The sequence below is a fragment of the Pandoraea morbifera genome, from assembly GCF_902459575.1.
GTDB lineage: Bacteria > Pseudomonadota > Gammaproteobacteria > Burkholderiales > Burkholderiaceae > Pandoraea > Pandoraea morbifera.
Genome location: NZ_CABPSD010000004.1, coordinates 125,220 through 152,110, shown reverse-complemented (window position 1 = coordinate 152,110; position 26,891 = coordinate 125,220). Strand labels below are relative to the sequence as shown.

The following is a 26,891-nucleotide window of genomic DNA, read 5'->3' as shown; positions in this document are numbered from 1 at the left end:
CATGAACTGTCGCCCACACTGCGCGGCGTGCTGCATCGCGCCTTCCATCACCACGCCCATCCCCGGAATGCCGAACGGCAAGCCGGCGAACACCCGCTGCGTGCAACTGGATGACGACGACCGTTGCGCGATCTTCGGCAGTGCACAGCGCCCGGCGGTCTGCGCCTCGTTGCAGCCATCGGCCGAGATGTGCGGCAACGACCGCGAGCAGGCGATCGCATGGCTCGCAAGTCTCGAGGCGCTGACCGCGCCCGGCGCGGCGTGAGGCATGCCTCGCGCACGGGCATGGGACCGATGCGAAGCCCTTCCGCGCGCCCGTGGGTGGAGCGCCGCTTGCGTCGCATGCGGGTGATATAGTCGCGCCTATCGAAGATCGGCCCGGCCCTGTCCGGAAGTAGAACGCGACATGCAACGCAGTCTTTTTCTTAAACGACAGAATCGTCAGCAGTGCGACGCACGGGGCGTGACCGGGCGCGAACTGCTGTTGTCGGCATCGCGCCGCGGTTGGCTGTCGCTCGCCGGTGCCTTCGTGCTCGCCGCCGGGTTGGCGGCATGTGCGGGATTGCCGTTCGGCAACGATTACACCTTCTCCGAAGCGCAACTGCAGCGCGCGCTCGATCGCAAGTTTCCGTTCGATCGCCATGTGCTGGCAGTGCTCGACGTCAACCTCTCGCATCCGCGCCTGACGCTGCTGCCAGAGCGCAATCGTCTGGCCGTGGCGGTCGACGCCACCATCGCGCACCCGCTCGACGGCGCGCCATTCACGGGCACGCTCGCCATCGAAAGCGCGCTGGCCTACGATCCGGCGACGATGTCGGTCGTGCTGCGCGATCCCGAGGTGCGGAACTTCACCGTCGACCGATTGCCCGAGCGCTGGTCCCGGCAGTTGAACGCGGCCGGCGCACTGATCGCCACGCAGTTGCTGCAAGGCGCGCCCATTTATACGTTCAAGCCCGAGCAACTCAACATTGGCGGGGTGCCGCGCCAGCCCGGCCAGATCACGGTCCTCTCGCACGGGGTGAACGTCAGGTTCGATTCACGCTGACGGCGGCGACATCGCGCCCGAACGCGCCGCCCGGCTGTTGCGCTTTTCCACCTTCCTCATTCACGACTTCTCAGGAACGCATTGCATGGACTTGTTGCTGGCACTCAAAGCCGTCATTCTCGGCGTGGTCGAAGGGTTGACCGAATTTCTGCCGATCTCCTCGACCGGTCACCTGATTCTGGCGGGCAGTCTGCTCAACTTCAACGATGAGAAGGGCAAGGTGTTCGAGATCGTGATTCAGTTCGGCGCGATTCTGGCGGTCTGCTGGGAATTCCGGGCGAAGATCGCACAGGTCGTCGCGGGGCTGGGCAACGATGTCAAGTCGCGTCGTTTCGCGGTGAACGTGATTGTCGCGTGCCTGCCCGCCATCGTGCTCGGTCTGCTCTTCGGCAAGTACATCAAGGCGGCACTGTTCAACCCGATTGTGGTGGCGACGGCCTTCATCGTGGGCGGCGTGATCATTTTGCTGGTGGAGCGTCACAATCGCGGCAACACCACGGCGGGCAAGTCGCCGCGCGTGACGTCGATCGATGACCTGTCATTGGTCGACGCCCTGAAGGTCGGCTTCGCGCAATGCTTCGCGCTCGTGCCGGGCACGTCGCGCTCGGGCGCCACGATCATCGGTGGCATGATGTTCGGTCTGGAGCGTCGCGTGGCGACCGAGTTCTCGTTCTTCCTTGCCATCCCGATCCTTTTCGGCGCGACGGTCTACGAACTCTACAAGGCGCGCTCGATCCTGTCGGTGGACGATGTCAGCCTGTTTGGCGCGGGTTTCATCGCTGCGTTCGTCAGCGCATTCATCTGTGTGCGCTGGCTGTTGCGCTACATTGCATCGCACGACTTCACGGCGTTCGCGTGGTACCGCATCGCGTTCGGGATCGTGGTGCTCGCCACCGGCTACAGCGGACTGGTCGTCTGGGCGGACTGAAACCGTCGGACCTCCGCACGAAAAGAAAGGGCGCCGCGAGGTGCCCTTTTTCGTTGGATGCTTGGTTGACTGCCGCCGCGTTAGTGCGTCTGATCCGCGTCCGACTCGCCGCTTATCCGCGTTTGCGGAACACGAGATCCCACACGCCGTGGCCGAGGCGCAGGCCGCGGTTCTCGAATTTCGTCACGGGCCGATAGTCGGGGCGCGGCGCGTAGTCGGTTGCCGTGTTCTCGAGCGTGGCTTCGCCGCCCAGCACTTCGAGCATCTGCTCCGCGTATTCCTGCCAGTCCGTCGCGCAATGCAGATATCCGCCCGACTTCAGGCGCGAGGCGAGCAGCGCCACGAACGGCGGTTGCAGCAGGCGGCGCTTGTGGTGGCGTTTCTTGTGCCAGGGGTCGGGGAAGAACACGTGCACGCCGTCCAGCGAGCCCTCGGGGAGCATGTGCTGAACGACCTCGACAGCATCGTGCTGGATGATGCGTACGTTCGACAGCGGCGTCTCGCCGATCAGCTTGAGCAGTGCGCCCACACCTGGCTCGTGCACTTCCACGCCGAGGAAGTCGTCTGCCGGACGCAGCTTCGCAATATGCGCGGTGCCGTCACCCATGCCGAAACCAATCTCCAGAATTCGCGGTGCGCCGGTGCGTTCGAAGGCGGTCGGCCAATCGAGCGGGGCGGGTGCGTACGGCAACACGAACTTCGGGCCGAGTGCGTCGAAGGCGCGCTTCTGCGCTTCCGAACTGCGACCCGCGCGGCGCACGAAGCTGCGAATACGGCGCGGATGGGCCACGCCGTCGGGACCGACATAAGTCTCGCCGTCCCCTTGGGCGTTGGGTTGCGACGTACCGATCTCGTCGTCGTCGTGGGCCGATTGCGCGTCGTCAGCCGGCGGGTGTCCGTGGTTCGTCATGGAAGCAAAAAGCCGTCTGGACGACGGCTTGTCGAGGAATGCTGCGGCGGGCGGCCCCTTCGGCGCGGTGGCCTGAGTCGGTACCCAACACGATGATTTTCAAAGGATTTTCCCGGGCCGTGGCGTCGGGAGCGGGCTCGATTATCCACCGGAACCCCCTTGACTGGCAAGCCGACGCCCGGCTCAGCCGGGGCGCACGACCCGCGTGTCCTCCGGGGCGACCGGCTCGCCGCGCGCCGTGCTCGGCCGCAGCTCGGCCAGTGGCTCGCCGGTGCGCGTGTCGATGAGCGTCGAATGCGCCTCGCCTCGCGCGAACCGGTACTTCTCGCCCCATTGCCGCAGCGCCACGATCAGCGTGAAGAGTTCGCGGCCTTGTGCCGTCAGCACATATTCCTGGTATGCCGTGCCGTCCGAGGCGGGCTGGACCGACAGAATGCCGGCGTCGACCAGCGCGCGCAAACGCGTCGTGAGCATGCTGCGCGCCACCCCGAGGCTGCGCAGAAAGTCACCGAAGCGGCGCACGCCGTCGAAGGCATCGCGCACGATGAGCAGGCTCCAGCGGTCGCCGATGATGTCGACGGTGCGGGCCACGGGGCAGGTGCCGGGCGACGGGGAAGTGGGTGTTCGAGGCATGAGCGATAGCGGTGAACCGGTGGCAAGCGTTGGCCGATGGCGCGGACGTTGGGCCAATATAGGTTTCATTTTAAGACTGGTTTGGCTATCATCCAACAAGTCTTAATTTGAAACTGGTTTGGGAGCTTTCATGTCATCGTGCCGAATGACGCAACCCGACGGGCATCCGCACGCCGCCGCTGCGCGAATGCCGCGCGCGCTGGTGGGGACTTTCGCCGGCGCGGCGGGGTTGAGCGTCGCAAACGTCTACTATGCGCAGCCACTGCTGGATACGCTCGCCGACGATTTCGGCATTTCGCGCGGTGTGGCCGGGAGTGTCGTTACCGCGACGCAGGTGGGGTGTGCGCTGGCGCTGCTCTTTCTCGTGCCGCTGGGCGATCAGTGGGAGCGGCGCCGCCTGATGCTCGTGCAGCTCGCGTTGCTGGCCGTGAGTCTCTTGGGGGTCTCGATGGCAACGTCCGCAGCCGGCCTGTTGTTGGGCATGGCGGCCGTTGGCCTGCTGGGCACGGCCATGACGCAGGGACTGATTGCCTTCGCATCGAGCGTGGCGGGCGAGCATGAACGGGGTCGCGTCGTCGGCGCCACGCAAGGGGGCGTGGTGGTCGGGCTGTTGCTTGCGCGGGTCATGTCGGGGGCCATCGCCGATCTGGCGGGATGGCGGGGCGTCTACCTGGCATCCACTGCGGCGATGCTGGTGCTAGGCATCGTCTTGTGGCGAGTCTTGCCGCAGCAGGCGGTCGCGGACGAGTCGGGTGACCGAAAGGCGTCGCCCGTGGCAAGTCAGTCCTATGGCGTGTTGCTGCTGTCGATGTTCGAGCTGTTGTGCCACGAGCGCACGCTCCAGATTCGCGGGGCGATTGCGTTGCTGATGTTCATGGCGTTCAGCGTCTTCTGGAGCGCGCTGGTGCTGCCGTTGTCTGCCGCCCCATTTCACTTCTCGCACACGGCCGTCGGGGCCTTCGGCCTCGTGGGCGCGGCCGGTGCGATCGCGGCAGCCCGCGCGGGGGCGTGGGCCGACCGTGGATGGGGGCAGCGCACGACGGGTCTCTCGCTGGCGTTGCTCACGCTCGCCTGGCTGCCGCTGGCAGGATTGCACGCGTCGCTCGCGTGGCTCGTGCTCGGGGTGTTGCTCCTCGATCTGGCCGGGCAGGCGATTCACGTGACCAACCAGAGCCTCATCTTCGCCGCGCGCACGGACGCGCCGAGCCGCCTCGTCGGTGTTTACATGCTGTTTTACGCGACGGGAAGCGGCCTGGGCGCACTGGCGGCCACGGCCACGTACGCGTCGTTCGGCTGGTCGGGCGTCTGCCTGCTGGGTGCCGGGGTCAGTCTTGCGGCGTTGGTGTTCTGGGCGGCAACGCTGCAATTCATGCCCGATGCCGCCTCGTCGGCGTCGCCGTCAGCGCGGCTTGGCGCGTGACGGCTTCGCGGGCTTGGCGGGTGTCTGCGCGCGGGCTGCGGCCTTGGTGCCGAAGACGCCGGTGGTCTCCATGTCTTCGAGCCAGGAGAGGGCGTCGGCGTGGCGCAGGAAGTGGCGCAGATAATCGGGCGAGACGTCGTGCATGAGCGACAGCGCACGATGCACCAGATGATTCGAGTTGAGAGGGCCGGCGTTTTCGGGCACTTGCGCGAGCGACTGCCGGAGATTGCCGTCCGTGCTCAGCTTCGACCATGTTTCGCGGAAGTATTCAAGCACGTCGAGATCCTCGAACGCGTCGTCCGTGGCGATGACGGTCGGCGTGATGGCCACGGGCACCGGCGCCGCGCGCTGCGCCGCGACCTCGGGGTCGCGCGTTTCGCGCTGGCCGGTGGCGGGGGGCGCCGACGCCGAAGGCGCGACGGTCGAAACGCCACGCGCGGCACGTGAGGCGGGCGCCGATGCCGAACGGCCGTTTGCGTCGGCGCGTCGTGCCATTTCCGCCGTCAGCGCACAAAGCGGGGACGCGGCCGGCGCGTCAGGTGCGGTGCTGCACGACGGCGCCGGCCAGGCTGCGTTCGCAGCGCCCCCGTCATCCGCCGTCGACACCGACTCGGCAAAGGCGTCGATGAGTGCTGCGAGACGGGCGTCGAGCACCCGTTGCACGCTGGCATCATAGGCGCAACGGCGACGCGCGAGCGCTTCGATTCGATGGAAGCGCACAGGATCGCGCTTGTCGGCGCCTCGCGCGCGCCAGGCGGCCAGTTGCGCCTCGATGTCGTGGGCCTCGCGTCCGGTGCCGGTCTGCGCGTCGGCGGCGGCGGTGCCGCGCCCGTCGTGCGTTCCGCGGACGTCGCGCTCGTCGGGCGCGGGGACTGTGGCGTCGCCGGGGGGCGTCATGACGGTCTCGTCGCTCATGGCGTCACGTCTTCGGTTTTGCCGCGTTGCTGGCGCTGCTGCGCGGCATCGGCGCGATTTCCACGCGGCGGTTTTTCGCGCGTCCTGCTTCGTCGGCATTCGATGTGACGGGTTGTTCCGCGCCGAAAGCCGCCGAGAAGATCGACGACGGAGGCACGCCCGCGGCGATCAGCTCGCGCGTGACGGTCAGCGCGCGCTGGGCCGAGAGCTCCCAGTTGTCGGCGAACCGCCGGTTGGTTTCGCGCACTTGCTGATCGTCGGTAAAGCCGCTGACCATGAGAATTTCGTCGCTTGCGCGCAGATAGGCGGCCAGCGGCGCGGCGAGACTGCGCAGCACTTCGCGGCCTTGCGGCTGCAACTGGTCGGAGTTCAGTGCGAAGAGCACGTTGCCGCTGATGCCGATGCGTCCGTTCACGAGCGTGACGCGTCCGCCGGCAAGCGGCCCGGCGAGCGCTTTCTCGAGCGTCTCGCGGCGCTGCGTTTCGGCGCGGCGCTCCTTCACCTCGCGCTCGAGCTTGGCAGAGAGTTCGATCTGCACGCCGATCACGCCGAGCATGATGAGCACGAAGGCGCCGAGCATCACCGACATCAGATCGCCGAAGACCGCCCACGTGGGCGCCGCGGCCCCGACGTCGCCGCCGTGGCCGATGTCCGCGTCGAAGTCGTCGCTCATGCTGCCACGCTACCCGGTTGTGCCCGCGTCCTCGCCAGATCCTGAAGATTCTCGAGGATCTGCTTTTGCGACATCACGCTCAGTTCCACGACTTCGCGCGCCTGCGCGACGTAGTATCCGAGCTGCTCGTCGCTGCGGGCCATCGATTTGTCGAGCGCGGTTTCGATCCGCTGCAGCTGTTCGAGCAACTGCGTGTTCGACTCGCCGAACGACTGCACCGCCGCGCCGAAGGCATCGCCAAGGCTGGCGATCTCGATCGCGCTGCCGGTGACCTGTGCCGATGCGGCCGCAAGCTTTTCCGTTTGTGCGGCAATGGCGTCGCCGAGATTCGCGCTGGCGCGCTCGAGCAGTTGCGCCGACGTGGTGACCAGTTCGTCGACGGCGGCGCGTTGCTCGTTGCCGGCGTGCTTCACGGTATCGAGCAGTGTGCCCAGCGTATCGAGCAGACGCGAGCGTTCCTCCAGCATGGCGTTATCGCGTGCCATGCTGTCGGAGAGCTTCTGGCGCAGCTCGCCGATGATCTCGGCGGCGGCCTTGGGCGCTTCCGACGCGGTTTGCACCAGGCGCGAGATTTCCGCGATGGTGTCGTTCGCGTTGGCGCGGGTTTGCTCCGACATCTCCAGCGCGGTACGCGCGAGCGTGTCGCAGATCGCCTGTTGCTGGCTGGCCGTCTGCGCGCCCACCTGTTGCCATTCGGCGCGCAGCGTGGCGAGCGTGCCCTCGAGCGTTTGGGTCCAGGCGGACAGACGCTGCGTTTCGCGCTGGGCGGTGGCGTCGTGATGGGCGGCGTTCGCTTCGCTCAGCGCCTGCATCAGCGACGCGCTGTGCTGCTCGAATGCGCTGGTCGTGGCGGCCACCAGTTGCTGGCTGCCGTCGGCGAGTCGTTCGTTGCTGCGCGCGTGTTCCGCGACGGCCTCGCGCCATGTCTGCGCGACGTTGGCCGAAGTCGAGTCCATCTGGGCGGCCACGCTGTGGAGCAATTGTTCGGCGCGGGTCTCGAAGGTTTGGGCAAATTGCGCGAGGGCGGCGGCGAGATCGCGCGCCAGAGCTTCGTTGGCCGACTGTTGCGCGACGAGCGCCTGCTTCCACTCGCCGGATACGACCGAGGCGGTCTCGGAGACGTTGAGCATCGCGCCTTCGGTGCGTCGGCTGACGTCGTCGATCAGGTGCGCCGAGCGTTGTTCGAAGGTATCGGTAAAGCGTGCGAGCGCGGCGGCCAGTTCAGTGCCTAGCGCGGTGTTGGCCTGCTGTTGCAGCGCGATGGATCGATCCCAGGCCTGCGCCACGCGTTCGTGCGCGTCGCTGACACTGCCGCTTGCCGCATCGAGCTTGGCGGCCACGTCGCCGAGCAGGGCGCCGGAGCGGGCTTCGAACGTTTGCGCGAAGCGCTCCAGCGCGGCACCGAGATCTTGCGTGAGGGCGTCGTGCGAGCGTTGCTGTTGGGCGAGCGCGTGCTCCCAGGCCTGCGCCACCGTCGTCTGCGCGGTGGCAATGCTGCCGGTGGCGTTGTCCAGTCGCGCGGTGACATCCGCCAGCAAGCCGGCGGAGCGCGTCTCGAACGCCTGGGCGAACTGCGCGAGCGTCGCGCCGAGATCGCGGGCGAGCGCGTCATGGGTTTGCTGCTGGGTGGCGAGCGAGGTTTCCCAGGTCTTCGCCACGTCCGCGTGCGAGGCGCTGACCCGATCGGTGGCGGACTCAAGGCGCACGGCAACGTTGTCGACGAGTTGGGCCGAGCGCGTCTCGAAGGTCTCGGCGAATTGGGCGAGCGCGGTGCCGACATCCTTCGCGAGGGCGTCGTGGGTGCGCTGTTGCGTGGCGAGCGAGGCCTCCCACGTTTGCGCCACGTCGGCGTGCGCGCTGCTCACCTGTGCGGTGACGGATTCGAGGCGCGTGGCGACATCGTCGACGAGCCGCGTGGCGCGCGTCTCGAACGTTTGCGTGAAGTCGCCGAGGGCGGCGCGCAGATCGGTCGCGAGCGACGCGTTGGTGCGCAATTGGGCGTCGAGCGAATCCTTCCAGACATTCGCCACGCGTGCGGTGGTGGCTTCGAAGCGATCGGACAGGCCGTCCATGCGATCCTGCACGGCGGCGGACACCGTCTGGTGCCAGTTGGCCGTCTCGCGGGCGAGGCTGGCCATGGTCGCCTCGACTTCCGGACGAATGGCCGCGCCGGCGGCGCTGGCGGTGGTGGCGACGCTGTCCTTCAGATACTGCTGCATTGCCTCGGTGAGCTGTGCATAGGAGGCGTCCGTCCGGGCGTGCAGGGCGTCCTGGTTCGCCGCGAGGCGTTCGCCCAGCGCCAGACTCTGGCGCTCCATCGACGCCATCATCGCCTGCAGGCGCTCGACCAGCGCCGGCATGGCCGTTGCCTGCTGTTGAAGCAATTGCAGCGTGGTTTCGCGCTGATGCTGTTGCGAGAAGCCGCGCAGGGTGGTGACGATGCGCGCGTCGAGCGTCTGCACGACCTGGGCGCGCTCCTTGCGGGCGAGGGCGGCGAGCAAGCCGAGCATGGCCGACGTGGCGACCCCCGCGACCGACGTGCCGAACGCGAAGCCGAGTCCCTTGACGGGCGAAGCGAGCGAGGCGCGGATGGCTTGCAGGTCGGTCGCGCCTTCGAGTGCGATGCCGGTGCCGCGCAGCGTGGCGGCCATGCCGAGGAAAGTGCCGAGCATGCCGAGCAGCACGAGCAGGCCGACGAGGTACGGCGTGAGGGCGGGGCCGGGCAGACCGACGCGCTCGCCTTCCACGCGCAGTCGCACCGCGGTGCGCACGCCGGCGGGCAGCGTGTCGAGCCAGGCGGGCAGTGACGCCGGCGGTGCGTTCAGGCTCGCGACGGCGCCTGCCAGCGCGTTCGTCGTCTGGTGAAAGCGCTTGAGTTCGAGCGCGCCGATGAGATAGACGGCCGCGATGAGCAGCGCCACGGCGAGCGCGAGCGTATTGGTGCCGGCATAGCCGATGGCAATCCAGGCGACGACGGCCAGACCTGCGACAAAGGCAACGAGATCAACGAGGTAACGGGTCATGTTGTCCGGGTTCACTTACGTTTTCGCCTGTGCGAACCGAGGCGAGGGCGGCGATGAGCCCTTCGAGCGGTTCGAGGCGGATGTCCAGTTCCGCGAGCAGGATGCTCTGCATATCCCGGTGGAAGATGTCGAGCCACGTGCCGGCGGGCGCGAGCGGCGGTGCGCCCGGCACGCGCGGGGCGGCGAACGCCGCCTGTTCCGTATCGCGCAGCCGCGTGAAGTGCCCTTCGAGCAGGTTCGGCACGCTTGCGAGCAGTGTGCGCTCACGTGCGCCCATCACGCGCTCCATGACGGCGTCCACGCTGGCGAGCCGAGCGGCCTCCGACGATTGCGTTGCGAGCTGCGCGCGAAGGCGTGTGCGCAGGGCGCTGATCGCCGTATCCATCGTCTGCTGCGACGTTGCGTAGCGCTGGCGATAGGCCGGGAACTCCGCGAACGAGGCGGCGCGCTGGCGCTGTGCCGCGCTCAGGGCGCGAATTTGCCCGCCGGGGGCTGCGGCCAGACCGCAGTCGCGGGCGATGGCGGCGGCAAGCTCGGTTCGAACGCGTGCCACTTCGCCCGCCGGATCCTGGGCGGCCGTACGCGCGCCGGGCATTGCGGCGGGCGGCGTGGCTTTGAGAGCCGACGACAGGGCGATGGCGTCGGTCCAGCCCAGCCACTGACTCATGCGGTCCGAGAGCGACGGCGCGGCCTCGGGCGGCGCGAACGTGCTCAGGCGGGCCAGCGAGCGTATGAGTGTGGGGGCGCTGATAACGGGACGCCGGGACACTTGCACCATTCCACTGGGGGGTCGAAAACCCAGCAGTTTACACTGCGCGCGGCCCGCGTCCCCGGCGGCCTGGTCCGGCGGGGGATTGACGGGCGCGTGAGCCTCTGGGTGGCGGGTGCGCCGGGCCGGTCCAAACATCGCGCGATCGGATGGCGATGGGGGGGCGATGGGCTTGCGATGGGCGCGCGACGGTGATCGGGGCGGGCCGCGTCCGGCCGAGGTCGGCGCCGCGGATGGAGGGAGCGACGGGCTTTTCCGCCGACTGTGATTTATCTCAGTTTTCAGCCGGGGACCCGGGGTATATCGTTGACCCAACTCGCGACAAACGCGAAACGACCAAGCGAAAACCGGAGGTGTGAAATGGCTGCAATTGGACCGATCTGCGACGCACTGGTAACTGTGGGCACGTGGGCTAGCCGGGCTGCACCGGTGGGGAAGTTCTTCTCCGACATGGCAAGTCTCTTCATGTAACGCGCGACGCGCGCAACCGAACCGAACGACGACTGGAGGTGTGACATGGCTGCAATTGGACCGATCTGCGACGCACTGGTGACCGTGGGCACGTGGGCCTCCCGGGCCGCCCCGGTGGGGAAGTTCTTCTCCGACATGGCAAGTCTCTTCATGTAAGGCGCGACGCGCGCAACCGAACCGAACGACGACTGGAGGTGTGACATGGCGATGATTGGACCGATTTGCGACGGGATGGTGGTAGTGGGAACCTGGGCGATGCGCATCAAGCCCTTCGCGCAATTCGTTGCCGACGTTGCGGGCCTCCTGTAACTCGCCTGGGGCGAGATCGAGACAAGTCATCAACGGAGGTGCGAAATGGTTTGGGGAATCATGGTGCAGGGACTGACGTCGATCGGCTCGTGGATTGCCGGACACACGCCGATCGTCGATCTCGTCGGGCAAAGCGTGGCGCACTGCATCTGACAGGAAGTCGGACGGCGGCAGTCGATGCGGGATGCGTCGCAGCAGGCTTGCGCGTCGAGGTTGTGGTGCACGTCTGCGCAGCAAGCGCTGACTGAGGCGTCAGGGAGACCCGTCAGTCAGCGAGGTGCGGGCAGGGGAGGCGCCGGACGGATCAGGACGTCGGGCACGCGGCGTCGGGTGCCTGAGCGAGTCCCGAACGCAGGTAGGGGAGCAGGCTGGCGAGGCCGAGCGTGGCCATTGCGGCACCGATCCAGAGCGGCGAGCGCATGCCATAGCCTGCGTCGATGGCGGCGCCACCGGCCCAGGTGCCGAAGGCGAGGCCGGCGGTGATCACCGACGTATGCATCGTGTTGACGAGCGGGCCGGGCGTAGCGGCGCGCATCACGCGGGCGACCATGGCGGGATTGAGCGACACCCCCGTCAGACCGATGGCGGCAAAGGCGGCGATGCCGACCGGCGTCGACTGCGCCCACAGCGCGAAGCTCACCAGCGCGAGTGCAAGTACTGACAAACCGGCGACCAGAACGGTCAGCGTGTGACGGTCTGCAAAGCGTCCGGCCACGGCGTTGCCGATAATGTTGGCCACGCCGTACATGGCGAGCAGATTGGGAATTGCGGCGGCGGAGACGCCGGCGACATTGAGGAAGATCGGCGAGAAGTAGCTGAAGGCGGCAAACGTCGCGCCGATGATGAGACCGCTGGTGGCGAAGGCGGCCCAGAGCGGGCGATTGCGCAGCGAACGGAATTCGGCGGCGAGGCTGATCGCCTGACGATCCTGCTTTTGCGTGGCGGGCGCCCGCCAGGCGATCACGACCGTGCACATCGCGGCCAGCGCGGCAACGAGCCAGAAGCTGGCGCGCCAGCCATAGTGTTGCTCGATGAAGGCGGTGAGCGGCACGCCGACGACCGGCGAGAACATCAGTCCCCCGAGCACGAACGAGGCGGCGCGTCCGCGCACCGAGGGGGCGACCAGATCCGCGCACAGCGTGAGTGCGACGCCGAAAGTGGCCGAACTGGCCACCCCCATGACGATCCGCGCGAGGGCCATCGCTTCGTAGCGCGTGGCGAGGGCCGCGAGCACGCCCCCGGCGACATTGATCGAGAGCAGCCAGACGAGGGCGCGCTTGTGCGGGGTGCGCAGGGCGAGCAGCAAGGCGGTGAGGACCGGGCCGCCGATCGCCATGCCCAGGGCGTAGAGCGAGATGAGATTGCCGATGTCGCCGATGCCGACGTGCATCGCTTGCGAGAGGGCGGGCATCATGCCGGCGACCATGAATTCGGCGGTGGTCATCGCAAAGACCGTCAGTCCGAGCAGGTAGACGACGGGGGGCATCGCCGATTTTTGTGTCATATGTTTAACGATCATTCCAATTTTTGCTGTTCGAGGGGCTCGCGAGGTGTCGGGCGTAGGGGAGGATTGCGCTGACGGCTCGCGAGGCGCGGATGTGGGGTTCAGAGCACGGCGAGCGCGCCTTCCAGGACGTCTTCGAGGAAGGCGCGGTCGGTGACGGTGCGTCCGAGCGTGCGCAGGCCGTAGTAGTTCGACAGGAACGTGCGGGCGACGAGGACTGGCGAGCGGTCGGTGGAGAGTTCGCCGTTATGTTGACCGACGGCGATCAGGTGAACGATCGCCTGTTCGAGCCGGGCGAGATATGCCTGGCTGAACTGTCGGACTTTCGGGTCCTTGCCGCCGCGCTCGAAGGCGGCGAGCAGGGCCATGCAGCCACGTTGCCGGTCGGGATCGAGGTCTTCGTCGATGCCCCATTGCATGAGCGCGCGCAACCGGTCCTTGACGGGCCCCGGCGCGTTCAGGATGTCGACCTGCTTCTGAAGCCCGAGTGCCTGATAGCGTTCGAGGGCTTCGTGATAGAGGTTGAGTTTGTTGCCGAACGCGTTGTAAAGACTGCCGCGCCCGAGGCCGGTGCCGTCGACGAGCGCCTGCGCCGAGGTGCCTTCATAGCCGTGGGTCCAGAAGACGTCCATGGCGGCGTCGATGACGGCTGCGTCGTCGAATTCTCGGGGTCTTCCGCTCATGATGGGATCCGTGGACAGCTGTGAAGGAAACTGCACGCGCGAACGCGGTGTGTCGTCGTTGCCACGACTATAGGCGGTTTTTGACTGATCGTTCAAATAACCGGATGGCGGTTGTGGATTCTTGGGGATGGCGAGTTTGCGGTGTCGTTGTTTCACCTCCGCTCGATACCCATTTCGTTTTCGGGTTTCGGAACGGGGTTGGCTTGCTCAGGTGCCTTACTCCTGAGCAGGTGAAGCGGGCGCTTAGTCGCGCTCCTTGATCCACATGCGGCCATTCGATCCCCAGTAGCACACGACGTTCTGGCCGGCACTGGCGTCGCTCACGGACGGGCTGAAGCCATGCGCCCGACTGCGGGCGAAGACGATTTTCGCCTGATGCGTGTTGCTGCATCCGCCGACATAGTCGAGCGTGCCGATCCAGAGCTTGTGTCCTGGCGCGTCGGCACGCCGTTGTGACCACTTCTCCAATTCGCGCTCGACATCGGCGTCGTACGTTGGGGCATAGACCTCCTCGTGTGCAATGCCGTCGAGCAGGGAAGCGAAGGCGACGCCGCCGGTGATGCCTTCCAGCGTGGCCGAGCCGGTGGCGTTCTGCATGACGAGGATCTTGTCGGGGAAGGCTTCGCGAAGTTCGCGCACGAGATCGAGCGCGCCTTGCTGGCAGGTGGCGTCACAGGGGCCATTGGGGGTTCGCACGCCGTGTTCGATGAGTTCGAGATTATCGAGATAGAAGCCGTCGACGCCTTGAGCGATCAACCGCGGCGCGACGTACGAGACGATGAGCTTGCGGTACGCCGGGTTGGACGGGTTCATCCAGGTCTCATCGCGGTAGCCGTTGTAGCGCCCCAGATGCGCGGGGTGATTGCTGCCGCAGGGGACGAAGCCGGCGGGGGCGTGGTGCCAATAAGCGCGAAAGCGCTCGCAGGCGCCGAGATTGAGATAACTGATGACGCGGTTCTTGCCGCCGGCTTTGAGCGCGGCGATCTGCGCGGGCGTGACGTTGCCTTGATCGGGATCGGCGTCGATATCGACGAGTCGGAAGGTGTTCGCCATGCGAGCGAGGTCGAGGCGGGCGACGTTGCCGTAGTAGCTGACCCATGGGGCGCCGATACCGATATCGCGCCCGGGCGGTGCGGCGACGGCCGCGCGATGCGGTGTGGGCGTTTGCGCCGACGCGACCTGTGTCGCGAAGGCGAGGAGGGTGAGGAGGGCGGGAAGGGCGAGAAGTGGACGCGTAACGCGGCGCAGCCATGAACTCGCGGCCCGCGCATGATGCGGGACACCGTGCAGACCGACTTGCCGAGCGTGAGTCGTCATGGATGCGATAGACGCAAAAAAGCCGTCTGTGCGACGGCTGATCGATGAGTGCTGCGAAAGCTGCTGAAACATGCTGTGGAGCGGGCGATGGGAATCGAACCCACGGCTCTAGCTTGGGAAGCTAGGGTATTACCATTATACGACGCCCGCGAAGAACGCCATTCTACGCGGGGTTGGGGGTTCTTGGCAATCCATGCGCCTAGCACGTGACTACGATGCTGGGCCAAATGGGAAGGGTTCGGGTGGCCGGCTAGTAGGCTGGAATACTGGAGCATCCGCCCGACAACGCTCCGCCGTCGAGTCGAACGTTGGGATAGAACGGCGCTTTGCAACTGAAGGACGCGTAAACACGCTTCGGCAGGAATCCGCCTCCCAGCCCATATCTGCCGTTAGGTTTAACTTCCGAATACTGGTGCGTGCAGGACTGCGACGTCGCAGCGACGTTGCATACGACAACGACGATCGGGTACGAACAGCTGTTCTCGATGAACATGTCGGCGTCGTTGTAGGCAGGTTTGAGAACCGGCACGAGGTGTGCGCAGCCGTTGACCGGCGAACTCGACTCGGCCCCTGACGCAACATTTGCCGAACGCGCCCGTCCAGTGACACTGGAAGATGCCGTGTCCTGGAGTGCTGCGCTGAGGGCATTGAATTGTGCCGAGTTCTTTCCCCCGGTAGCGGCGGCGCCTTGGGCTACGCCCGAGAGCAGACCGGCGGCGACGGCAAACGCTGCCGACCCGGTGCTGCTTGACGATGCCGGGACAAAGTCGCCCTGCTTACCGTTGGTGTAAGGCCAACTACCGCGATTGTTCGCGCGCACGCCGTCTTTGAGTCGATCCTGATAGAAGACCCCGCTCAACGTTGTCGGCCCCGCCTGGAGAGAGCTTCCATCGGTCCACGCCTGACCGGCGCCGTGACGCTGCCCGCGTTTCATTTCTCCGATGTACCGATACGTCAGGCTGGACCCGCTGTATCCCTTCAACTCGCCATAGCCGGTAGCCCAGCCCGATTCGCACCTACCCGACCACGTGTAGTGCTCCCATGTTCCGATCACGGAGCAATCGGGGTGATTGTCGAGACTGATCAATGTTGGCGTCGAATATTTGGGCATCGCTGCGCAGCCGCTCAAAAGGGCGACGGTGCCGGCCAGGACCAGCGTGATTATTGTGCGTTGCCCGGCCATCCGCCCGTGAGTCATAACCCCCTCCCAAAATGTTCGTTCCGTGTGCAACAAGGTAACGAGGCGGGCAGACGCCGGCATCCACTGTTCGAATGATGACAGCTTCCCCGATCCCGGCTTGTGGGAGGCGCGGAGATCATTTGGGGGATGCCTGGCAAACCTTAATCTTCAATAACGTCCGCGTGCGTCTCACGCCGAGAAGCATGCGGGTGGCTTCCCCCAGAGTTCTCACCTGCGGGTCAGCACGCGTGACCCGCTCGTATGAAGTCGCGCCAAGCCAACCGCATCCGTCAAATGAACGATGCGCCGCCGCGACGCGTCCTCCTAGAATCCCCGAAAGTCAAAATCCAATAACGGGGAGCGAAAATGAGAACAGATCGTTGGCAGCGGCGTCTGGCCGGCATTGCGACAATCGCGCTGGCCGTCATGCTTGCGGGCTGCGGATTGCCCGGACCGACGCACAAGACCGGCGTTCCGGTGGCCCTGGATGACCGTCCCGACTGCTCGGTGTACGGGGTTTGGGAGCGCTACACGTGGTCCGGGGAATGTCAGGGCGGTCTGACCAGCGGGAACGGCACCCTGCTCGGCTACGGAGGCTCGACGCTCATGATGCGCTACGACGGCGAAATGAAGGCGGGCCTTCGCGACGGCGTGGGCGAGCTGTGGATGAACGGGGAGAAGTTCAATGGCGGCCCCACCACACGATCCGGACGCTTCTCGCGCGGCAACCTCATCACCGGCGCCGAAACCAACGGCTACAGCGTCCGGAACTATACCGACGGGAAGAACGCCAGCACGACCTACAAACCCAGGGAGAGCGAGTCGTCCTCCGGCGTGGGGACGGCACTCGCGATGGTTGGCGCGGCAATGCAGGGCGTGGCCGCCGGCGGCGGCAGGAACGCCGCACAACTCGCCGCGCTGGGCACCGCCATGCGCGGAAGCACGCAATCCACCGTCGAGGGCGTTTCGCCGAATCCGTCCGGGGGATCGCGCAGCGATCTGAACCCCACTGTGCCCGCTGCCAACCAATGCGTACGCCTGAGTCGCACGAAGTACTCGATCAATTTCACCAACACCTGCGATTTCCCGGTGGCGGTCCGCTACTGCTTCGTCAATCTGTCGGGCGCCAGCCGACTGGATGCCAGCACGGGCGTACTCAAGGACGCCCTCTGCGGAGCCAGGACCGCCTACCCCAGCGCAACGCCGTCGATCATGCCCGGCGGTACCGACTCGCAGGTGGCGCCGAACAACGCCTCACCCATCCACTTCGTGGCGTGTCCGTCCAGCGATATCCGAGCGCAAAGCCATATCGAGTGGGACGGTTCGGCGCTGCGAGGCACCTGCGGCGGCATCCTGTCGAAAGACACCGTGCCGAACGGCCCGCTCAAAAAGGCGGGCGCCGTCCGTTAGCGGCGCGATGGCGCCCATGCGACCAGCGGCGCCGCAAGGCAACAACGCGGCGCCGAGCCGCGTGGTATTTCGCATGCGCGCCTGGCGCCGTCGGAACGCATACGGTGCCCGATTGGCACCCGCCGCTAATCGTCGGCGAGCCGCGCGGTATTCGCCCGCGTCGGCGGTGCGGCCGCCAACAGCTTGTAAAGCGTGAACGCCCCCGCGCCGCCGCTGGCGAGCGACAACAACCACGCAATTGCCGGAAGGTCGAAAACGCTCGGCGTCTTATCGTCGGCAGGAAGATGCATCGTGAGCACCACCACCGACGTGTTGTAGAACATGTGCAGCAGAATGCCCGGCACCAGCGAGCGCGTGCGTTCGTACATCTTCCCGATGATCAGCCCGATGATGAGCGCCACCACGAACTGATACACATTCAGGTGCGCCAGGCCGAACACCGCGGCCGAGTGAGCGATGGCCGTGCCCGCCGGATACTGACGCAGAAAACTGCGCAGGATGATCCCGCGATACAGCATCTCTTCGACGAAGGGAGCAATGAGGCAGACCATTGCGAAGGCGCCGAGCTCTCGACGAAATAAAGGGCGATCACCACAAAGAACGCTTCCAGTAGATTCGGAAAGCAGTATTCCCCGGCCTGGCTTTCACTTTTTTTATGATTCTCTGATCTGATGGTTATCGACGCGCCCGGTGAAGCTCGCGGCTCCCCCGGGGCGCGGGTCGCCCTGGTGAGCGACGCCGGCACCCGAATGCCGTCTTGACTTGCGACACCGACGAACCCCCGCTCGCCCGAGTCCAACAGCATGACGCCGAAAAATGCCCGTCAATATTTCGAAAGATGCTTAGGCATGTGAAGCGATTCGGATTCTCGCAGCGATAAGGCAACCCGCGACGCGTGATGTCACAGGTTGCCGCATTACGCCGTCATTGCGAGGGCCCGCCCCGAGTCCGAATCAGTACAGGCCCGCCAGGGTGTTTTTCTGTAGGTCGCGGTCATAGGTCTCGCCGTCGAAATGCCAGCCGCTCAGCCGCTTGTGCATCGCGCCGGTGCTGGGAAGCGTCTCTCGCGGGATCTGCGATGCGGGGTCCCAAAGACGCGATCGAACGACGGACTTCGCACAGTGAAAATACACCGCGTCGATGCTCACGACGATGACGGTCTTCGGCAGTTTGCCGTTGACCTCGAACTGGACGAGCAGATCGGGGTCCACTGAGATTCGTGCACGACCGTTCACGCGCAGCGTCTCACCAACGCCGGGGATCAGGAAGAGCAGCGACACGCGCGGGTCGCCGACGATGTTGCGCAAGTTGTCGATCCGGTTGTTGCCGGGACGATCAGGCATGGCGAGCGTTCGCTCGTCGAGAATCCGGACGAAGCCGGCGCCATCGCCTTTCGGCGAGCAATCGGTGCCATGGGCGCCGACCGACGCGAGCACGACGAATGGGCTTGCCTTCACAAAGGCCTGATAGTCCTCGTTGAGGTACGTCAGCTCCTTCCATATCGCACGCTCGCCCGGCGCGCCGTAAAGGGTCTCGAGCTGTTCCACGCTGCTCACGTCATGACTCATGCCGCGCTCTCTCCGTATTCGGTCCGTCGATGGGAAATGCGGGCCGGCTGGCCCGCAGGGGCGGTCGGCCTGAACTCCCGGCGAACGCTTTCCACGCTTTTACCACATTGACGCTAATCGGCGCAGGCAGCGCATCGAGCGCATCGCCGATCAATGACGTCGCGCATTGATGCGCATTTTTCATGTGCGATTGCGATCAGTATTTCTGCGTATGGGGCGCACGTAGCAATGCGGATTTCCCGGCATTTTTGATCGGATATATCTGGTGATGGATTCACAAGGAGACGTTTAGGTTAACGAATTAAATAATTATTAGGAGACAAGCATGAACGGCATGCTTTCGAAATATCGCTGGTGCGCTGCGGTTGTCATGTTGACGTTCGGCCACACGGCGGTCGCGGCGCCCCCTGTCGGGACGTACTGCGACACCCCGTCGCGCTGTGCGAACCCGATGACCTTGGGTGGCATGGTCACCTCGTCGAACCATCTGGCGACACAGGCGGGACTGAAAGTCCTTCAGCGAGGTGGGAATGCCGTCGATGCGGCCATCGCCGTCGCCTCGACGATTTCCGTCGTGTACCCGCAGATGAACACGATCGGCGGCGACAACTTCTGGCTCATTTATAACGCGAAAACGAAAACGCTTCGGGCGCTGAATGCCAGCGGCCGTTCGGGTGAGCACGCCACGCTCCAGTTCTATAGGGACAAGGGGTTGAGCGCTATACCACCGCGCGGCTACCTGTCGGTCAACACGGTGCCCGGCGCGGTTTCAGGTTGGGATGCGGCCTATCGCTACGCACGGACGTCGATGGGGAACAGCCTCCCCTGGCGCGATCTGCTGAGCGACGCGGTGCACTATGCGAAGGAGGGCTTCGTCGTGACGCCGTCGCTGGCGAAATGGGAGGCGATCAACGTCGATACGTCCGACCCGGTGTATCGCAATCTCCAGCAATACGAGGGTTTCCGGAAGATCTTCCTCAAGCCCGGCGGCAAGCCATATCAGCTCGGCGAGACGCTCAAGCAGCCGGAACTGGCCGGCACGCTCGAAGAGATTGCGCGGCAAGGCGCGGAGGTGTTTTACAAAGGGGAGATTGCACACAGGATCGTGAGCGATCTCCAGGCCAACGGCGGCATGCTCACGCTCGACGACTTCGCGCGCCATCGCGCGGACTGGGTCGAGCCGATTACCGTGAAATACCGGGGCTTCGACGCTTACAATTTCCCGCCGAATACGCAGGGATTCGCATCGCTGGAAATCCTCAACATCCTGAACCGGTTCGACGTGAAGTCGCTCGGCGAGGGCACGGCGGACTATTACCACCTGATGGTGGAGGCCACGAAGCAGGCGTTCGCGGATCGCGATCGGTATCTCTCGGATCCGGACTTCGTCGAGATCCCGCTGGACGCGCTGCTGTCGACCAGGCACGCCGAAGCGCAGGCCGCACGCATCGACATGGCGCGCGCGGACAATGAGGTGACGCCGATGGACCCGAAAGGAGACACGGTCTGGTTCGGCGTGGTGGATCGGGACGGCAACGCCGTGTCGCTGATTCAAAGCATCTACTACGACTTCGGTTCGGGCATTGTGCCGAAGGGCACGGGCATCCTCATGCAGAATCGCGGATCGTTCTTCTCGCTCGATCCGAAGCACGTCAACCATCTCGAACCGCGCAAGCGCACGTTCCACACGCTCAATCCCGCGATGTTGCTCAAGGACGGCAAGCCGTATCTGGTCTACGGCACGATGGGCGGCGAAGGGCAACCGCAAACGCAGGCGGCGATCGTGACGCGCATCGTCGATTTCGGCATGTCGCCGCAGGATGCGATCAACGCACCGCGCTGGCTTTACGGCCGCACCTGGGGCGTGTCGTCCAACGATCTCAAGATCGAAGGTCGGGTGTCCGCCGCCGTGACGGACGAACTCAGGCGTCGCGATCAACCGGTGAAGGTGGTGGAACCGTTCACCGACACGATGGGACACGCGGGTGCGATCCTCATCGATCCGGTCACGGGCGTGCGACAAGGCGCGTCGGACCCGCGCGGCGACGGACTCGCGGCAGGGGACTGAGGGCGCCGCACGCACCGCGCCTTGCAATGAGACCCGGTGCGTGCCGCGCGCAAACCGACGCCCGAGGGTAACGCGGGCTTACGCCTGCCGGCGCGTCGCGCCTGCCCGGTTTGCCGCGATCCCCGACTGCACGGCCGGGCGCGCTTCGATTTGCGCGAGCCACCGCTGCAGATGCGGGAACGGGGTGATATCCAGGTCCAGTTCATGATGCGTGCGCAGCCATGCGAACGCGGCGATGTCGGCAATCGAATAGTCGTCGGTCGCGAGGTATGGAGACACAGCCAGGCGGGCGTCGACCACGCCGATCAGCCGCAGCGACTCCTTCCGATAGCGCGCGATGGCTTCCTCGTTGCCCGTTTTCGATCCGTGCAGAAACCACCACAACTGCCCCAGCATGGGGCCGATGCCGCCAATCTGGAAATGCAGCCATTGGTCGACCGCTAACGCCTTTGCCTGCGTCATGGGCTGCAACACGCCGGTCTTCGTGGCCAGATAGGTCAGGATCGCGCCCGACTCGAAGACCGTGAGATCGCGCTCGTGATCGACGATCACCGGGATCTTGCCATTGGGATTGCGTTGCAGAAAATCGGGGCGCTTCTGCTCCCCGGCGGACAGGTCGACATCCACCTGCCGATAGGGCAATGCCGCTTCATGGAGATACAGGCTGACCTTAAGGCCATTCGGGGTGTCGGCAGTGTAAAGCGTGAGTGACGAATTCATGCGATGGCTCCGGGAGACAAAATCGAGTGCGTGGCGAGCAACGCGATTGCCACGATTTGCGATTGCAAATACAATGATTGCAATTGCAATCCTATGGGTTTTCCGTCAGCTTCACAAGGTGGGGAAGAGGCAACATGACAGCGGTGTCGGGGCGAGGCGGTCTTGCGGCGAATGCCGGGACACGGCGAGCGGCGCTTGCCGGTATCGGGAGGCTGATGGCAATGCAGGCTGGCGCGGCGCACGCGGCGTCGCCATCGCGAGCCCTCGATCGAATGCTGCATGCCCTTGCGCAGGGGGAGGCGCCCGAGCGGATCTGGGTCGTGGATGCCGCCATGCGGGACGCACCCGGTACATCGCAGTACGACAAGACGATGCCCGGGGCCCTGTCGAGCGCCGTCGCGACCTGGTTTCGCGACCCGGCCGCGTTCGAGCGGCCGCTGCTGTATCGGCTGCGCGCGCCGTCATTGCGTGCCGTGCTGTCCGCAGGCGTGGAGGTCAAGGGGGTGGCTCGGGCGGCACGGGCGGTGCCGAGCGGTCGAGGCATCATCCTCAACGACGCCAGCGTGGTGTCGGGCGACCGGCGCTCGCGCGTGCGGCTCGAGCTGCCGCTGTGGCTCGCCGCGCAATCGGAATGGCTGCCGTATGACCCGGCACCGGCGCAGGAACTTCGGGCCTTGCTGTGCGAGGCACTCGACGCGTTGTACGTGCGCGGCGAGTCGGGGTTCTGCTACCTGAGCGCGCACGACGCATCGGGCACGGATGGGCCTGCCCTGAGCAAGACCGATGCGGTTGACGCGTTTCGGGGCATGTATCGTGTGCGCGCACTCCCGCGGACGCACCCCCCTTACGCGATTCGCCTGTGCGGCGCGGGCGGCGCCATGGCCAACGTTCTGGAGGCTGCCCGCTGGCTGCAACTGGATTGGGGCGTGGCCAGCGAGATCTGGAGTTGTCCGAGCTACACGCGTCTGGCGCGCGAGGCCGCACAATCCGCGCATCGGTCGTTGCTTGGCGCCGACGCCGGGGCCGAGACGGCGCACCTGTCCCGTTGCCTGGCCGGCTGCGCCGTGCCGGTGCTCGCGGTCACCGGCTACGCGAGGTACATCGCCAACCAGATCGGCGCTTTCGTGCCCGCGCGCTTCGCGGCCCTGGGCGGAGATGACGTCGACGTGGGCGTGGACGACATCACGCCAGGCGAGACGCCGGGCGTACGTTGGATCGTACTCAATGCGCTGCGCCTGCTCGTGAGCGACGGCGCGATACCGGCGACACGCATCGCGCAGGCAACTCGGCGATACGGCATGGCCTGACGGGCGATGCTGCGCCGGGTCAGCGCGTCGAGGCCTTTATCTACTTCGCCTCTTTCGCATTGGCCAGCAAAGCCTTCGCCGCGGCACTGGCACGATCGAGCGCCTCGGCCACCGGCGCAATGTCGCGATCCCGGAACTGGCTCAGGAAAAGTTCCGAAACGGTGGCCTGGTACACCTTCCACATCTTCTTGCGCAGTGCACGGCCCTTGTCGGTGATGGTCGCGTAGGCCGCGCGTCCGTCGTCGGGATCGCGCGTGCGGGTGACGAGCGCTTCCTGCTCCAGCCGATCGATCAGGCGCGTGAGGTTGTAACGCTCGATGGCCAGCACGTCCGCCAGCTCATGCATGCGCCGCGTGCCCTGCGGCCCGCTCTCCAGTCCCCAGAGCGCGTCGTACCAGGCATAGGCGGGCAACCCCGCCTGCGCCAGCCGGCGCTCGATCTCGCGAATCATCGTGCGGTGCGCCCGCACGAAAGAGAACCAAAGATCGGGTTCGGTCGTACTCATGAATGTCCTCTTGTGGTATTCGATATTCGCTTGTGAGTTGCAGTTGCAATTGTACATCGCTAGAATGGCTTGCGAGACGATTGCAAATGCAATTCAATGCGTCGTTGCCATTTCGTTTTGCTGTTCCTGCTGGGGCGCCCGACGGGTTCCCGGTGATTCCAAGGAGATCTGTCATGACCCAATTGCCCGTGGCGGCGAGTGCCGACACCGATATTCAGGAGACACGTGAGTGGCTCGACGCGCTCGAGGGCGTGACTGCCGTGGAGGGCCGCTCGCGCGCGCACTTCCTGATCGATCGTCTGGCGGCGTGGGATTTCGCGCGTCACGGCGACTTCCATGGCCGCGTGACCACGGACTACGTCAATACGATCCCGGTCTCGCGTCAGCCGGCCTATCCCGGCGATCTCGCCATCGAGCGGCGCCTGAATGCGTTCATTCGCTGGAATGCCATGGTGATGGTGTTGCGTGCGGGGAAACATTCGAACGTGGGCGGGCACATCGCGACCTATCAGTCGGCGGCGGTGCTGTACGACGTCGGCTTCGATCACTTCTTCCGGGGGCGCACCGAAGCGTTCGACGGCGACATGATCTACGTGCAGGGGCACTCGGCACCGGGGATCTACGCGCGCGCCTTCGTCGAGGGGCGCCTCTCCGAGGCCCAGCTCGACAATTTCCGCAGAGAGGCAGGGCGCGATGGCATTCCGTCGTATCCGCATCCGCGCCTGATGCCCGACTTCTGGCAGTTCCCGACGGTGTCCATGGGGCTCGGTCCGATCACGGCCGCCTATCAGGCGCGCTATATGCGTTATCTCGAATATCGCGGTCTCAAGCCGCATCAGGGACGCAAGGTGTGGGCGTTCCTGGGCGATGGCGAGATGGATCAGCCCGAAGCGCTGGCGGCGATCTCGCTGGGCGGGCGCGAGCGGCTGGACAACCTCATCTTCGTGGTCAATTGCAACCTGCAGCGGCTGGACGGTCCGGTGCGCGGCAACGGCAAGGTCATCCAGGAGCTTGAAGGCACGTTCCGTGCGGCGGGCTGGCACGTGATCAAGGTGATCTGGGGAAGCGGCTGGGACGACCTGCTCGCGCGCGACACGCGCGGCCTGCTGCGCGAGCGGATGATGGCCTGCGTGGACGGCGATTATCAGACGTTCAAGTCGCAGAACGGCGCATACGTCCGGGAGCATTTCTTTGGCACGTCGCCGGAGTTGCTGGCGATGGTCGCGCACCTGAGCGACGACGAGATCTGGCAACTCGCGCGCGGCGGCCACGACGCCCTCAAGGTGTATGCCGCCTACGCACAGGCGATGCAGACCGAGGGGCGTCCCACGGTGATTCTGGCCAAGACGGTCAAGGGCTTCGGCATGGGCGAAGCGGGCGAGGGGCAAAACGTCAATCACCAGCTCAAGAAGATGAGTGCCGACGCGGTGCGTGCATTCCGCGATCGCTTCGACTTGCCGGTGAGCGACGACCAGCTGGCCGAGATGCCTTATCTGCGTCCCGACCCCGACAGCGAACTGGCGCGCTACTTCGCCGCGCGTCGTGCCGCCATGGGCGGCCATCAGCCGGCGCGCTTCGGCCTGCGCGCGCCGCTCGCGATTCCTCCGCTCGATGCCTTCGCGGGGCAGCTCAAGGACTCGGGCGAGCGAGCCATGTCGACGACGATGGCATTCGTGCGCATCCTCACAACGCTGCTCAAGGACCCCGAGATCGGCAAGCGCGTGATTCCCATCGTGCCGGACGAGTCGCGCACCTTCGGGATGGAGCCGCTGTTCCGTCAGATCGGCATCCATTCCTACCTCGGGCAACGCTACACGCCGCAGGATGCCGGACAGCTCAGCTACTACAAGGAAGCCAAGGACGGCCAGATCCTGCAGGAGGGCATCAACGAGTCTGGCGCGATGGCGTCCTGGATCGCGGCGGGGACGTCCTACAGCACACACGACTTTGCCACGATTCCGTTCTACATTTTCTATTCGATGTTCGGGCTGCAGCGCGTGGGCGATCTCGCCTGGGCGGCGGGCGACGCGCGAACGCGCGGCTTCCTGCTGGGCGCCACGTCGGGGCGGACCACGCTCATGGGCGAGGGCCTGCAGCATGACGACGGCCACAGCCATGTGCTGGCGTCGGTGATTCCGAATTGCGTGTCCTACGATCCGACGTTCCAGTACGAGCTGGCCGTGATTCTGCAGGACGGCATGCGGCGCATGTATGTCGAGGACGAAGACGTGTATTACTACGTCACGCTGCTCAACGAGAACTATGTGCATCCGGCAATGCCTCAGGGCGCCGAGCCAGGCATTCTCAAAGGGCTGTATCTGCTGTCGACGTCCGAGGCTTCGGGCGCAGACGCACCTCGCGTGCAGTTGATGGGCAGCGGCGCGATTCTGCGCGAAGTGATGGCCGCCGCCGAACTGTTGCGCGGCGACTATGGCGTGTCGAGCGACATCTGGAGCGCGACGAGCCTGACCGAGGTACGTCGGGAGGGGCTGGCGGCGCAGCGCTGGAACCTGCTGCACCCGGATCGGCCGCCGCGCGTGCCTTACGTGGCGCAGTGCCTGGCGGACCGGCCGGGGCCGGTGGTGGTGGCCACCGACTACATGAAAATCGTCGCCGACCAGATCCGGCCGTTCGTTCAAGACCGGCGGTTCGTGTCGCTGGGCACGGACGGCTTCGGGTGCTCCGACACGCGCGAATCGCTGCGCGCCTACTTCGAAGTCGACCGTCACTTCATTGCACTGGCGGCACTCGGTGCACTGGCCGATGCCGGCACCATCGACCGCGAGCGGGTAGGCGACGCCATTCGTCGATACGGCATCGACCCCGAGAAGATCGATCCCTCGACGGTGTAACGCCGGGCGCCGAAGCTCGCGTGCGGGGGCGGCGCTCGCTTCCCCCGCGCGGTCAGTGACCGGTCTTGCGGTACAACGCCAGCCCGCCGGCGAGCGAGAACATGACGACGGCGCAGGTACGATTGAGACGCTTGAGTCCGCGCGCCGTCATCAGGCGCGCGGCCTGCACGCCGCCCGTGGCGTAGAGCGTCATCACCCCGATATCGACGGCGGCGGACACCACGGCCAGTACGGCATACTGCGGCGCGAGCGGCATCGACGTGTCGACGAACTGTGGCAAAAAGGCGGAGAAGAACAGCAGGATCTTCGGGTTGGTGAGCGCCACGCCGAAGCTGCGCAGGAACACGCGCCGCGCGCCGAGATCGGATTGGACGCGCACCTGGCTCAGGTCCCGCGGGTGGCTGCGCCAGAGCTGTATCGCGAGCCACACGAGATAGGCCACGCCCACCCATTTGACCGTGGCAAACCATGTCGCCGACGCCATGAGCAATGCGCCGAGTCCGGCGCCGACCGCCGCGACCACGAGCATGTCGGAGAGCGCCGCGCCGCACATCCCGACGAGCACCACGCGCCAGTTGCCCGAAATGCCGTTGGCGAGCGCGAGCAATGTCGTGGGGCCGGGGATCAGGCCGCCGATCAGCGCGGCCGTGGCATAAATCGCGAGCGTGGAGAGTTGCATGA

23 protein-coding genes and 1 tRNA gene are annotated in these 26,891 nt (G+C 65.7%); 8 read left to right on the top strand and 16 right to left on the bottom strand.

Annotation, left to right across the window (positions count from 1 at the left end):
* Position 1 precedes the first annotated feature (1 nt).
* The 3 genes from PMO31116_RS08850 (at position 2) to PMO31116_RS08840 (ending at position 1,973) form a co-directional block, all read left to right on the top strand.
* The gene (locus tag PMO31116_RS08850) at positions 2 to 265 is read left to right on the top strand and encodes a YkgJ family cysteine cluster protein (RefSeq protein WP_150566393.1); all 264 of its coding nucleotides are present in this window, start codon (positions 2 to 4) and stop codon (positions 263 to 265) included.
* Positions 266 to 406: 141 nt separating this feature from the next.
* On the top strand, positions 407 to 1,045 hold the full coding sequence (locus PMO31116_RS08845) for a DUF1439 domain-containing protein (protein ID WP_246185217.1): 639 nt from the start codon (positions 407 to 409) through the stop codon (positions 1,043 to 1,045).
* 85 nt (positions 1,046 to 1,130) lie between these two features.
* Complete coding sequence (locus PMO31116_RS08840; RefSeq protein ID WP_150566392.1) at positions 1,131 to 1,973, top strand: undecaprenyl-diphosphate phosphatase; 843 nt, start codon at positions 1,131 to 1,133, stop codon at positions 1,971 to 1,973.
* Between the two features lie 112 nt (positions 1,974 to 2,085).
* Here PMO31116_RS08840 and trmB read toward each other — a convergent pair whose 3' ends face one another.
* Together trmB and PMO31116_RS08830 are read right to left on the bottom strand one after the other, a co-directional pair.
* Positions 2,086 to 2,883: a tRNA (guanosine(46)-N7)-methyltransferase TrmB gene (gene trmB / locus PMO31116_RS08835; RefSeq protein ID WP_150566391.1), complete on the bottom strand. Its 798-nt coding sequence runs from the start codon at positions 2,881 to 2,883 to the stop codon at positions 2,086 to 2,088.
* Between the two features lie 183 nt (positions 2,884 to 3,066).
* Positions 3,067 to 3,516, bottom strand: coding sequence for a winged helix-turn-helix transcriptional regulator (locus PMO31116_RS08830; RefSeq protein ID WP_023872277.1), 450 nt, complete (start codon positions 3,514 to 3,516; stop codon positions 3,067 to 3,069).
* A 130-nt stretch (positions 3,517 to 3,646) separates the two neighbouring features.
* On the opposite strand from PMO31116_RS08830, the gene PMO31116_RS08825 reads away from it, so the two are divergent.
* On the top strand, positions 3,647 to 4,936 hold the full coding sequence (locus PMO31116_RS08825) for an MFS transporter (RefSeq protein WP_246185216.1): 1,290 nt from the start codon (positions 3,647 to 3,649) through the stop codon (positions 4,934 to 4,936).
* Here the strand turns inward: PMO31116_RS08825 and PMO31116_RS08820 are convergent.
* The 9 genes from PMO31116_RS08820 to PMO31116_RS08780 form a co-directional block, all read right to left on the bottom strand.
* Complete coding sequence (locus tag PMO31116_RS08820; protein WP_174971010.1) at positions 4,916 to 5,851, bottom strand: DUF2894 domain-containing protein; 936 nt, start codon at positions 5,849 to 5,851, stop codon at positions 4,916 to 4,918. The two genes, PMO31116_RS08825 and PMO31116_RS08820, sit on opposite strands and share 21 nt — an antisense overlap.
* Positions 5,852 to 5,855: 4 nt before the next feature.
* Entirely contained in the window at positions 5,856 to 6,524 is a 669-nt protein-coding gene (locus tag PMO31116_RS08815) for an OmpA family protein (RefSeq protein WP_150566389.1), read from the bottom strand.
* On the bottom strand, positions 6,521 to 9,547 hold the full coding sequence (locus PMO31116_RS08810) for a DUF802 domain-containing protein (RefSeq protein ID WP_150566388.1): 3,027 nt from the start codon (positions 9,545 to 9,547) through the stop codon (positions 6,521 to 6,523). The genes PMO31116_RS08815 and PMO31116_RS08810 overlap by 4 nt, the downstream gene beginning before the upstream one ends.
* Complete coding sequence (locus PMO31116_RS08805) at positions 9,528 to 10,325, bottom strand: DUF3348 domain-containing protein (RefSeq protein WP_150566387.1); 798 nt, start codon at positions 10,323 to 10,325, stop codon at positions 9,528 to 9,530. Before PMO31116_RS08805 ends, PMO31116_RS08810 begins: the two co-directional genes overlap by 20 nt.
* A 1,075-nt stretch (positions 10,326 to 11,400) precedes the next feature.
* Complete coding sequence (locus PMO31116_RS08800) at positions 11,401 to 12,600, bottom strand: MFS transporter (protein WP_246185215.1); 1,200 nt, start codon at positions 12,598 to 12,600, stop codon at positions 11,401 to 11,403.
* Between the two features lie 101 nt (positions 12,601 to 12,701).
* On the bottom strand, positions 12,702 to 13,283 hold the full coding sequence (locus tag PMO31116_RS08795; protein ID WP_150566386.1) for a TetR/AcrR family transcriptional regulator: 582 nt from the start codon (positions 13,281 to 13,283) through the stop codon (positions 12,702 to 12,704).
* A 243-nt stretch (positions 13,284 to 13,526) separates the two neighbouring features.
* Positions 13,527 to 14,600, bottom strand: coding sequence for a glycoside hydrolase family 191 protein (locus PMO31116_RS08790; protein WP_150566385.1), 1,074 nt, complete (start codon positions 14,598 to 14,600; stop codon positions 13,527 to 13,529).
* A 76-nt stretch (positions 14,601 to 14,676) separates the two neighbouring features.
* Positions 14,677 to 14,750 (bottom strand) — tRNA-Gly (locus PMO31116_RS08785).
* 100 nt (positions 14,751 to 14,850) lie between these two features.
* Positions 14,851 to 15,798, bottom strand: coding sequence for a hypothetical protein (locus PMO31116_RS08780; RefSeq protein WP_150566384.1), 948 nt, complete (start codon positions 15,796 to 15,798; stop codon positions 14,851 to 14,853).
* Positions 15,799 to 16,146: 348 nt separating this feature from the next.
* Between PMO31116_RS08780 and PMO31116_RS08775 the strand changes: the two genes are divergently transcribed.
* Positions 16,147 to 17,190, top strand: a complete 1,044-nt coding sequence (locus PMO31116_RS08775) for a hypothetical protein (RefSeq protein WP_150566383.1) — start codon at positions 16,147 to 16,149, stop codon at positions 17,188 to 17,190.
* A gap of 125 nt (positions 17,191 to 17,315) precedes the next feature.
* Here the strand turns inward: PMO31116_RS08775 and PMO31116_RS08770 are convergent, their stop codons facing one another.
* Entirely contained in the window at positions 17,316 to 17,816 is a 501-nt protein-coding gene (locus PMO31116_RS08770) for a CPBP family intramembrane glutamic endopeptidase (protein WP_343038608.1), read from the bottom strand.
* 327 nt (positions 17,817 to 18,143) lie between these two features.
* Positions 18,144 to 18,758, bottom strand: a complete 615-nt coding sequence (locus PMO31116_RS08765; protein ID WP_150566381.1) for a pyridoxamine 5'-phosphate oxidase family protein — start codon at positions 18,756 to 18,758, stop codon at positions 18,144 to 18,146.
* A 451-nt stretch (positions 18,759 to 19,209) separates the two neighbouring features.
* Between PMO31116_RS08765 and ggt the strand changes: the two genes are divergently transcribed.
* Complete coding sequence (ggt, locus tag PMO31116_RS08760; protein WP_150566552.1) at positions 19,210 to 20,826, top strand: gamma-glutamyltransferase; 1,617 nt, start codon at positions 19,210 to 19,212, stop codon at positions 20,824 to 20,826.
* Between the two features lie 78 nt (positions 20,827 to 20,904).
* Here ggt and PMO31116_RS08755 read toward each other — a convergent pair whose 3' ends face one another.
* Positions 20,905 to 21,546, bottom strand: a complete 642-nt coding sequence (locus PMO31116_RS08755; RefSeq protein WP_150566380.1) for a glutathione S-transferase family protein — start codon at positions 21,544 to 21,546, stop codon at positions 20,905 to 20,907.
* Between the two features lie 215 nt (positions 21,547 to 21,761).
* On the opposite strand from PMO31116_RS08755, the gene PMO31116_RS08750 reads away from it, so the two are divergent.
* Positions 21,762 to 22,853 (top strand): pyruvate dehydrogenase, encoded by a 1,092-nt coding sequence (locus tag PMO31116_RS08750; RefSeq protein WP_150566379.1) that lies wholly within the window; start codon positions 21,762 to 21,764, stop codon positions 22,851 to 22,853.
* A gap of 40 nt (positions 22,854 to 22,893) precedes the next feature.
* Here the strand turns inward: PMO31116_RS08750 and PMO31116_RS08745 are convergent, their stop codons facing one another.
* On the bottom strand, positions 22,894 to 23,358 hold the full coding sequence (locus tag PMO31116_RS08745) for a MarR family winged helix-turn-helix transcriptional regulator (RefSeq protein ID WP_150566378.1): 465 nt from the start codon (positions 23,356 to 23,358) through the stop codon (positions 22,894 to 22,896).
* Positions 23,359 to 23,531: 173 nt separating this feature from the next.
* On the opposite strand from PMO31116_RS08745, the gene aceE reads away from it, so the two are divergent.
* A complete protein-coding gene (gene aceE / locus PMO31116_RS08740) occupies positions 23,532 to 26,210 on the top strand; it encodes a pyruvate dehydrogenase (acetyl-transferring), homodimeric type (RefSeq protein WP_150566377.1) in 2,679 nt (892 codons plus the stop codon).
* 52 nt (positions 26,211 to 26,262) lie between these two features.
* Here the strand turns inward: aceE and PMO31116_RS08735 are convergent, their stop codons facing one another.
* On the bottom strand, positions 26,263 to 26,889 hold the full coding sequence (locus PMO31116_RS08735) for a LysE family translocator (RefSeq protein WP_145864505.1): 627 nt from the start codon (positions 26,887 to 26,889) through the stop codon (positions 26,263 to 26,265).
* Positions 26,890 to 26,891: the final 2 nt, after the last annotated feature.

What these genes read in the sequence shown, in the direction of transcription:
- PMO31116_RS08850 (WP_150566393.1), top strand. Translation starts at nt 2, where the DNA reads ATGAACTGTCGCCCACACTGCGCGGCGTGCTGCATCGCGCCTTCCATC.
- PMO31116_RS08845 (WP_246185217.1), top strand. Translation starts at nt 407, where the DNA reads ATGCAACGCAGTCTTTTTCTTAAACGACAGAATCGTCAGCAGTGCGAC.
- PMO31116_RS08840 (WP_150566392.1), top strand. Translation starts at nt 1,131, where the DNA reads ATGGACTTGTTGCTGGCACTCAAAGCCGTCATTCTCGGCGTGGTCGAA.
- trmB (WP_150566391.1), bottom strand. Translation starts at nt 2,883, where the DNA reads ATGACGAACCACGGACACCCGCCGGCTGACGACGCGCAATCGGCCCAC.
- PMO31116_RS08830 (WP_023872277.1), bottom strand. Translation starts at nt 3,516, where the DNA reads ATGCCTCGAACACCCACTTCCCCGTCGCCCGGCACCTGCCCCGTGGCC.
- PMO31116_RS08825 (WP_246185216.1), top strand. Translation starts at nt 3,647, where the DNA reads ATGTCATCGTGCCGAATGACGCAACCCGACGGGCATCCGCACGCCGCC.
- PMO31116_RS08820 (WP_174971010.1), bottom strand. Translation starts at nt 5,851, where the DNA reads ATGAGCGACGAGACCGTCATGACGCCCCCCGGCGACGCCACAGTCCCC.
- PMO31116_RS08815 (WP_150566389.1), bottom strand. Translation starts at nt 6,524, where the DNA reads ATGAGCGACGACTTCGACGCGGACATCGGCCACGGCGGCGACGTCGGG.
- PMO31116_RS08810 (WP_150566388.1), bottom strand. Translation starts at nt 9,547, where the DNA reads ATGACCCGTTACCTCGTTGATCTCGTTGCCTTTGTCGCAGGTCTGGCC.
- PMO31116_RS08805 (WP_150566387.1), bottom strand. Translation starts at nt 10,325, where the DNA reads ATGGTGCAAGTGTCCCGGCGTCCCGTTATCAGCGCCCCCACACTCATA.
- PMO31116_RS08800 (WP_246185215.1), bottom strand. Translation starts at nt 12,600, where the DNA reads ATGACACAAAAATCGGCGATGCCCCCCGTCGTCTACCTGCTCGGACTG.
- PMO31116_RS08795 (WP_150566386.1), bottom strand. Translation starts at nt 13,283, where the DNA reads ATGAGCGGAAGACCCCGAGAATTCGACGACGCAGCCGTCATCGACGCC.
- PMO31116_RS08790 (WP_150566385.1), bottom strand. Translation starts at nt 14,600, where the DNA reads ATGACGACTCACGCTCGGCAAGTCGGTCTGCACGGTGTCCCGCATCAT.
- PMO31116_RS08780 (WP_150566384.1), bottom strand. Translation starts at nt 15,798, where the DNA reads ATGACTCACGGGCGGATGGCCGGGCAACGCACAATAATCACGCTGGTC.
- PMO31116_RS08775 (WP_150566383.1), top strand. Translation starts at nt 16,147, where the DNA reads ATGAGAACAGATCGTTGGCAGCGGCGTCTGGCCGGCATTGCGACAATC.
- PMO31116_RS08765 (WP_150566381.1), bottom strand. Translation starts at nt 18,758, where the DNA reads ATGAGTCATGACGTGAGCAGCGTGGAACAGCTCGAGACCCTTTACGGC.
- ggt (WP_150566552.1), top strand. Translation starts at nt 19,210, where the DNA reads ATGACCTTGGGTGGCATGGTCACCTCGTCGAACCATCTGGCGACACAG.
- PMO31116_RS08755 (WP_150566380.1), bottom strand. Translation starts at nt 21,546, where the DNA reads ATGAATTCGTCACTCACGCTTTACACTGCCGACACCCCGAATGGCCTT.
- PMO31116_RS08750 (WP_150566379.1), top strand. Translation starts at nt 21,762, where the DNA reads ATGGCAATGCAGGCTGGCGCGGCGCACGCGGCGTCGCCATCGCGAGCC.
- PMO31116_RS08745 (WP_150566378.1), bottom strand. Translation starts at nt 23,358, where the DNA reads ATGAGTACGACCGAACCCGATCTTTGGTTCTCTTTCGTGCGGGCGCAC.
- aceE (WP_150566377.1), top strand. Translation starts at nt 23,532, where the DNA reads ATGACCCAATTGCCCGTGGCGGCGAGTGCCGACACCGATATTCAGGAG.
- PMO31116_RS08735 (WP_145864505.1), bottom strand. Translation starts at nt 26,889, where the DNA reads ATGCAACTCTCCACGCTCGCGATTTATGCCACGGCCGCGCTGATCGGC.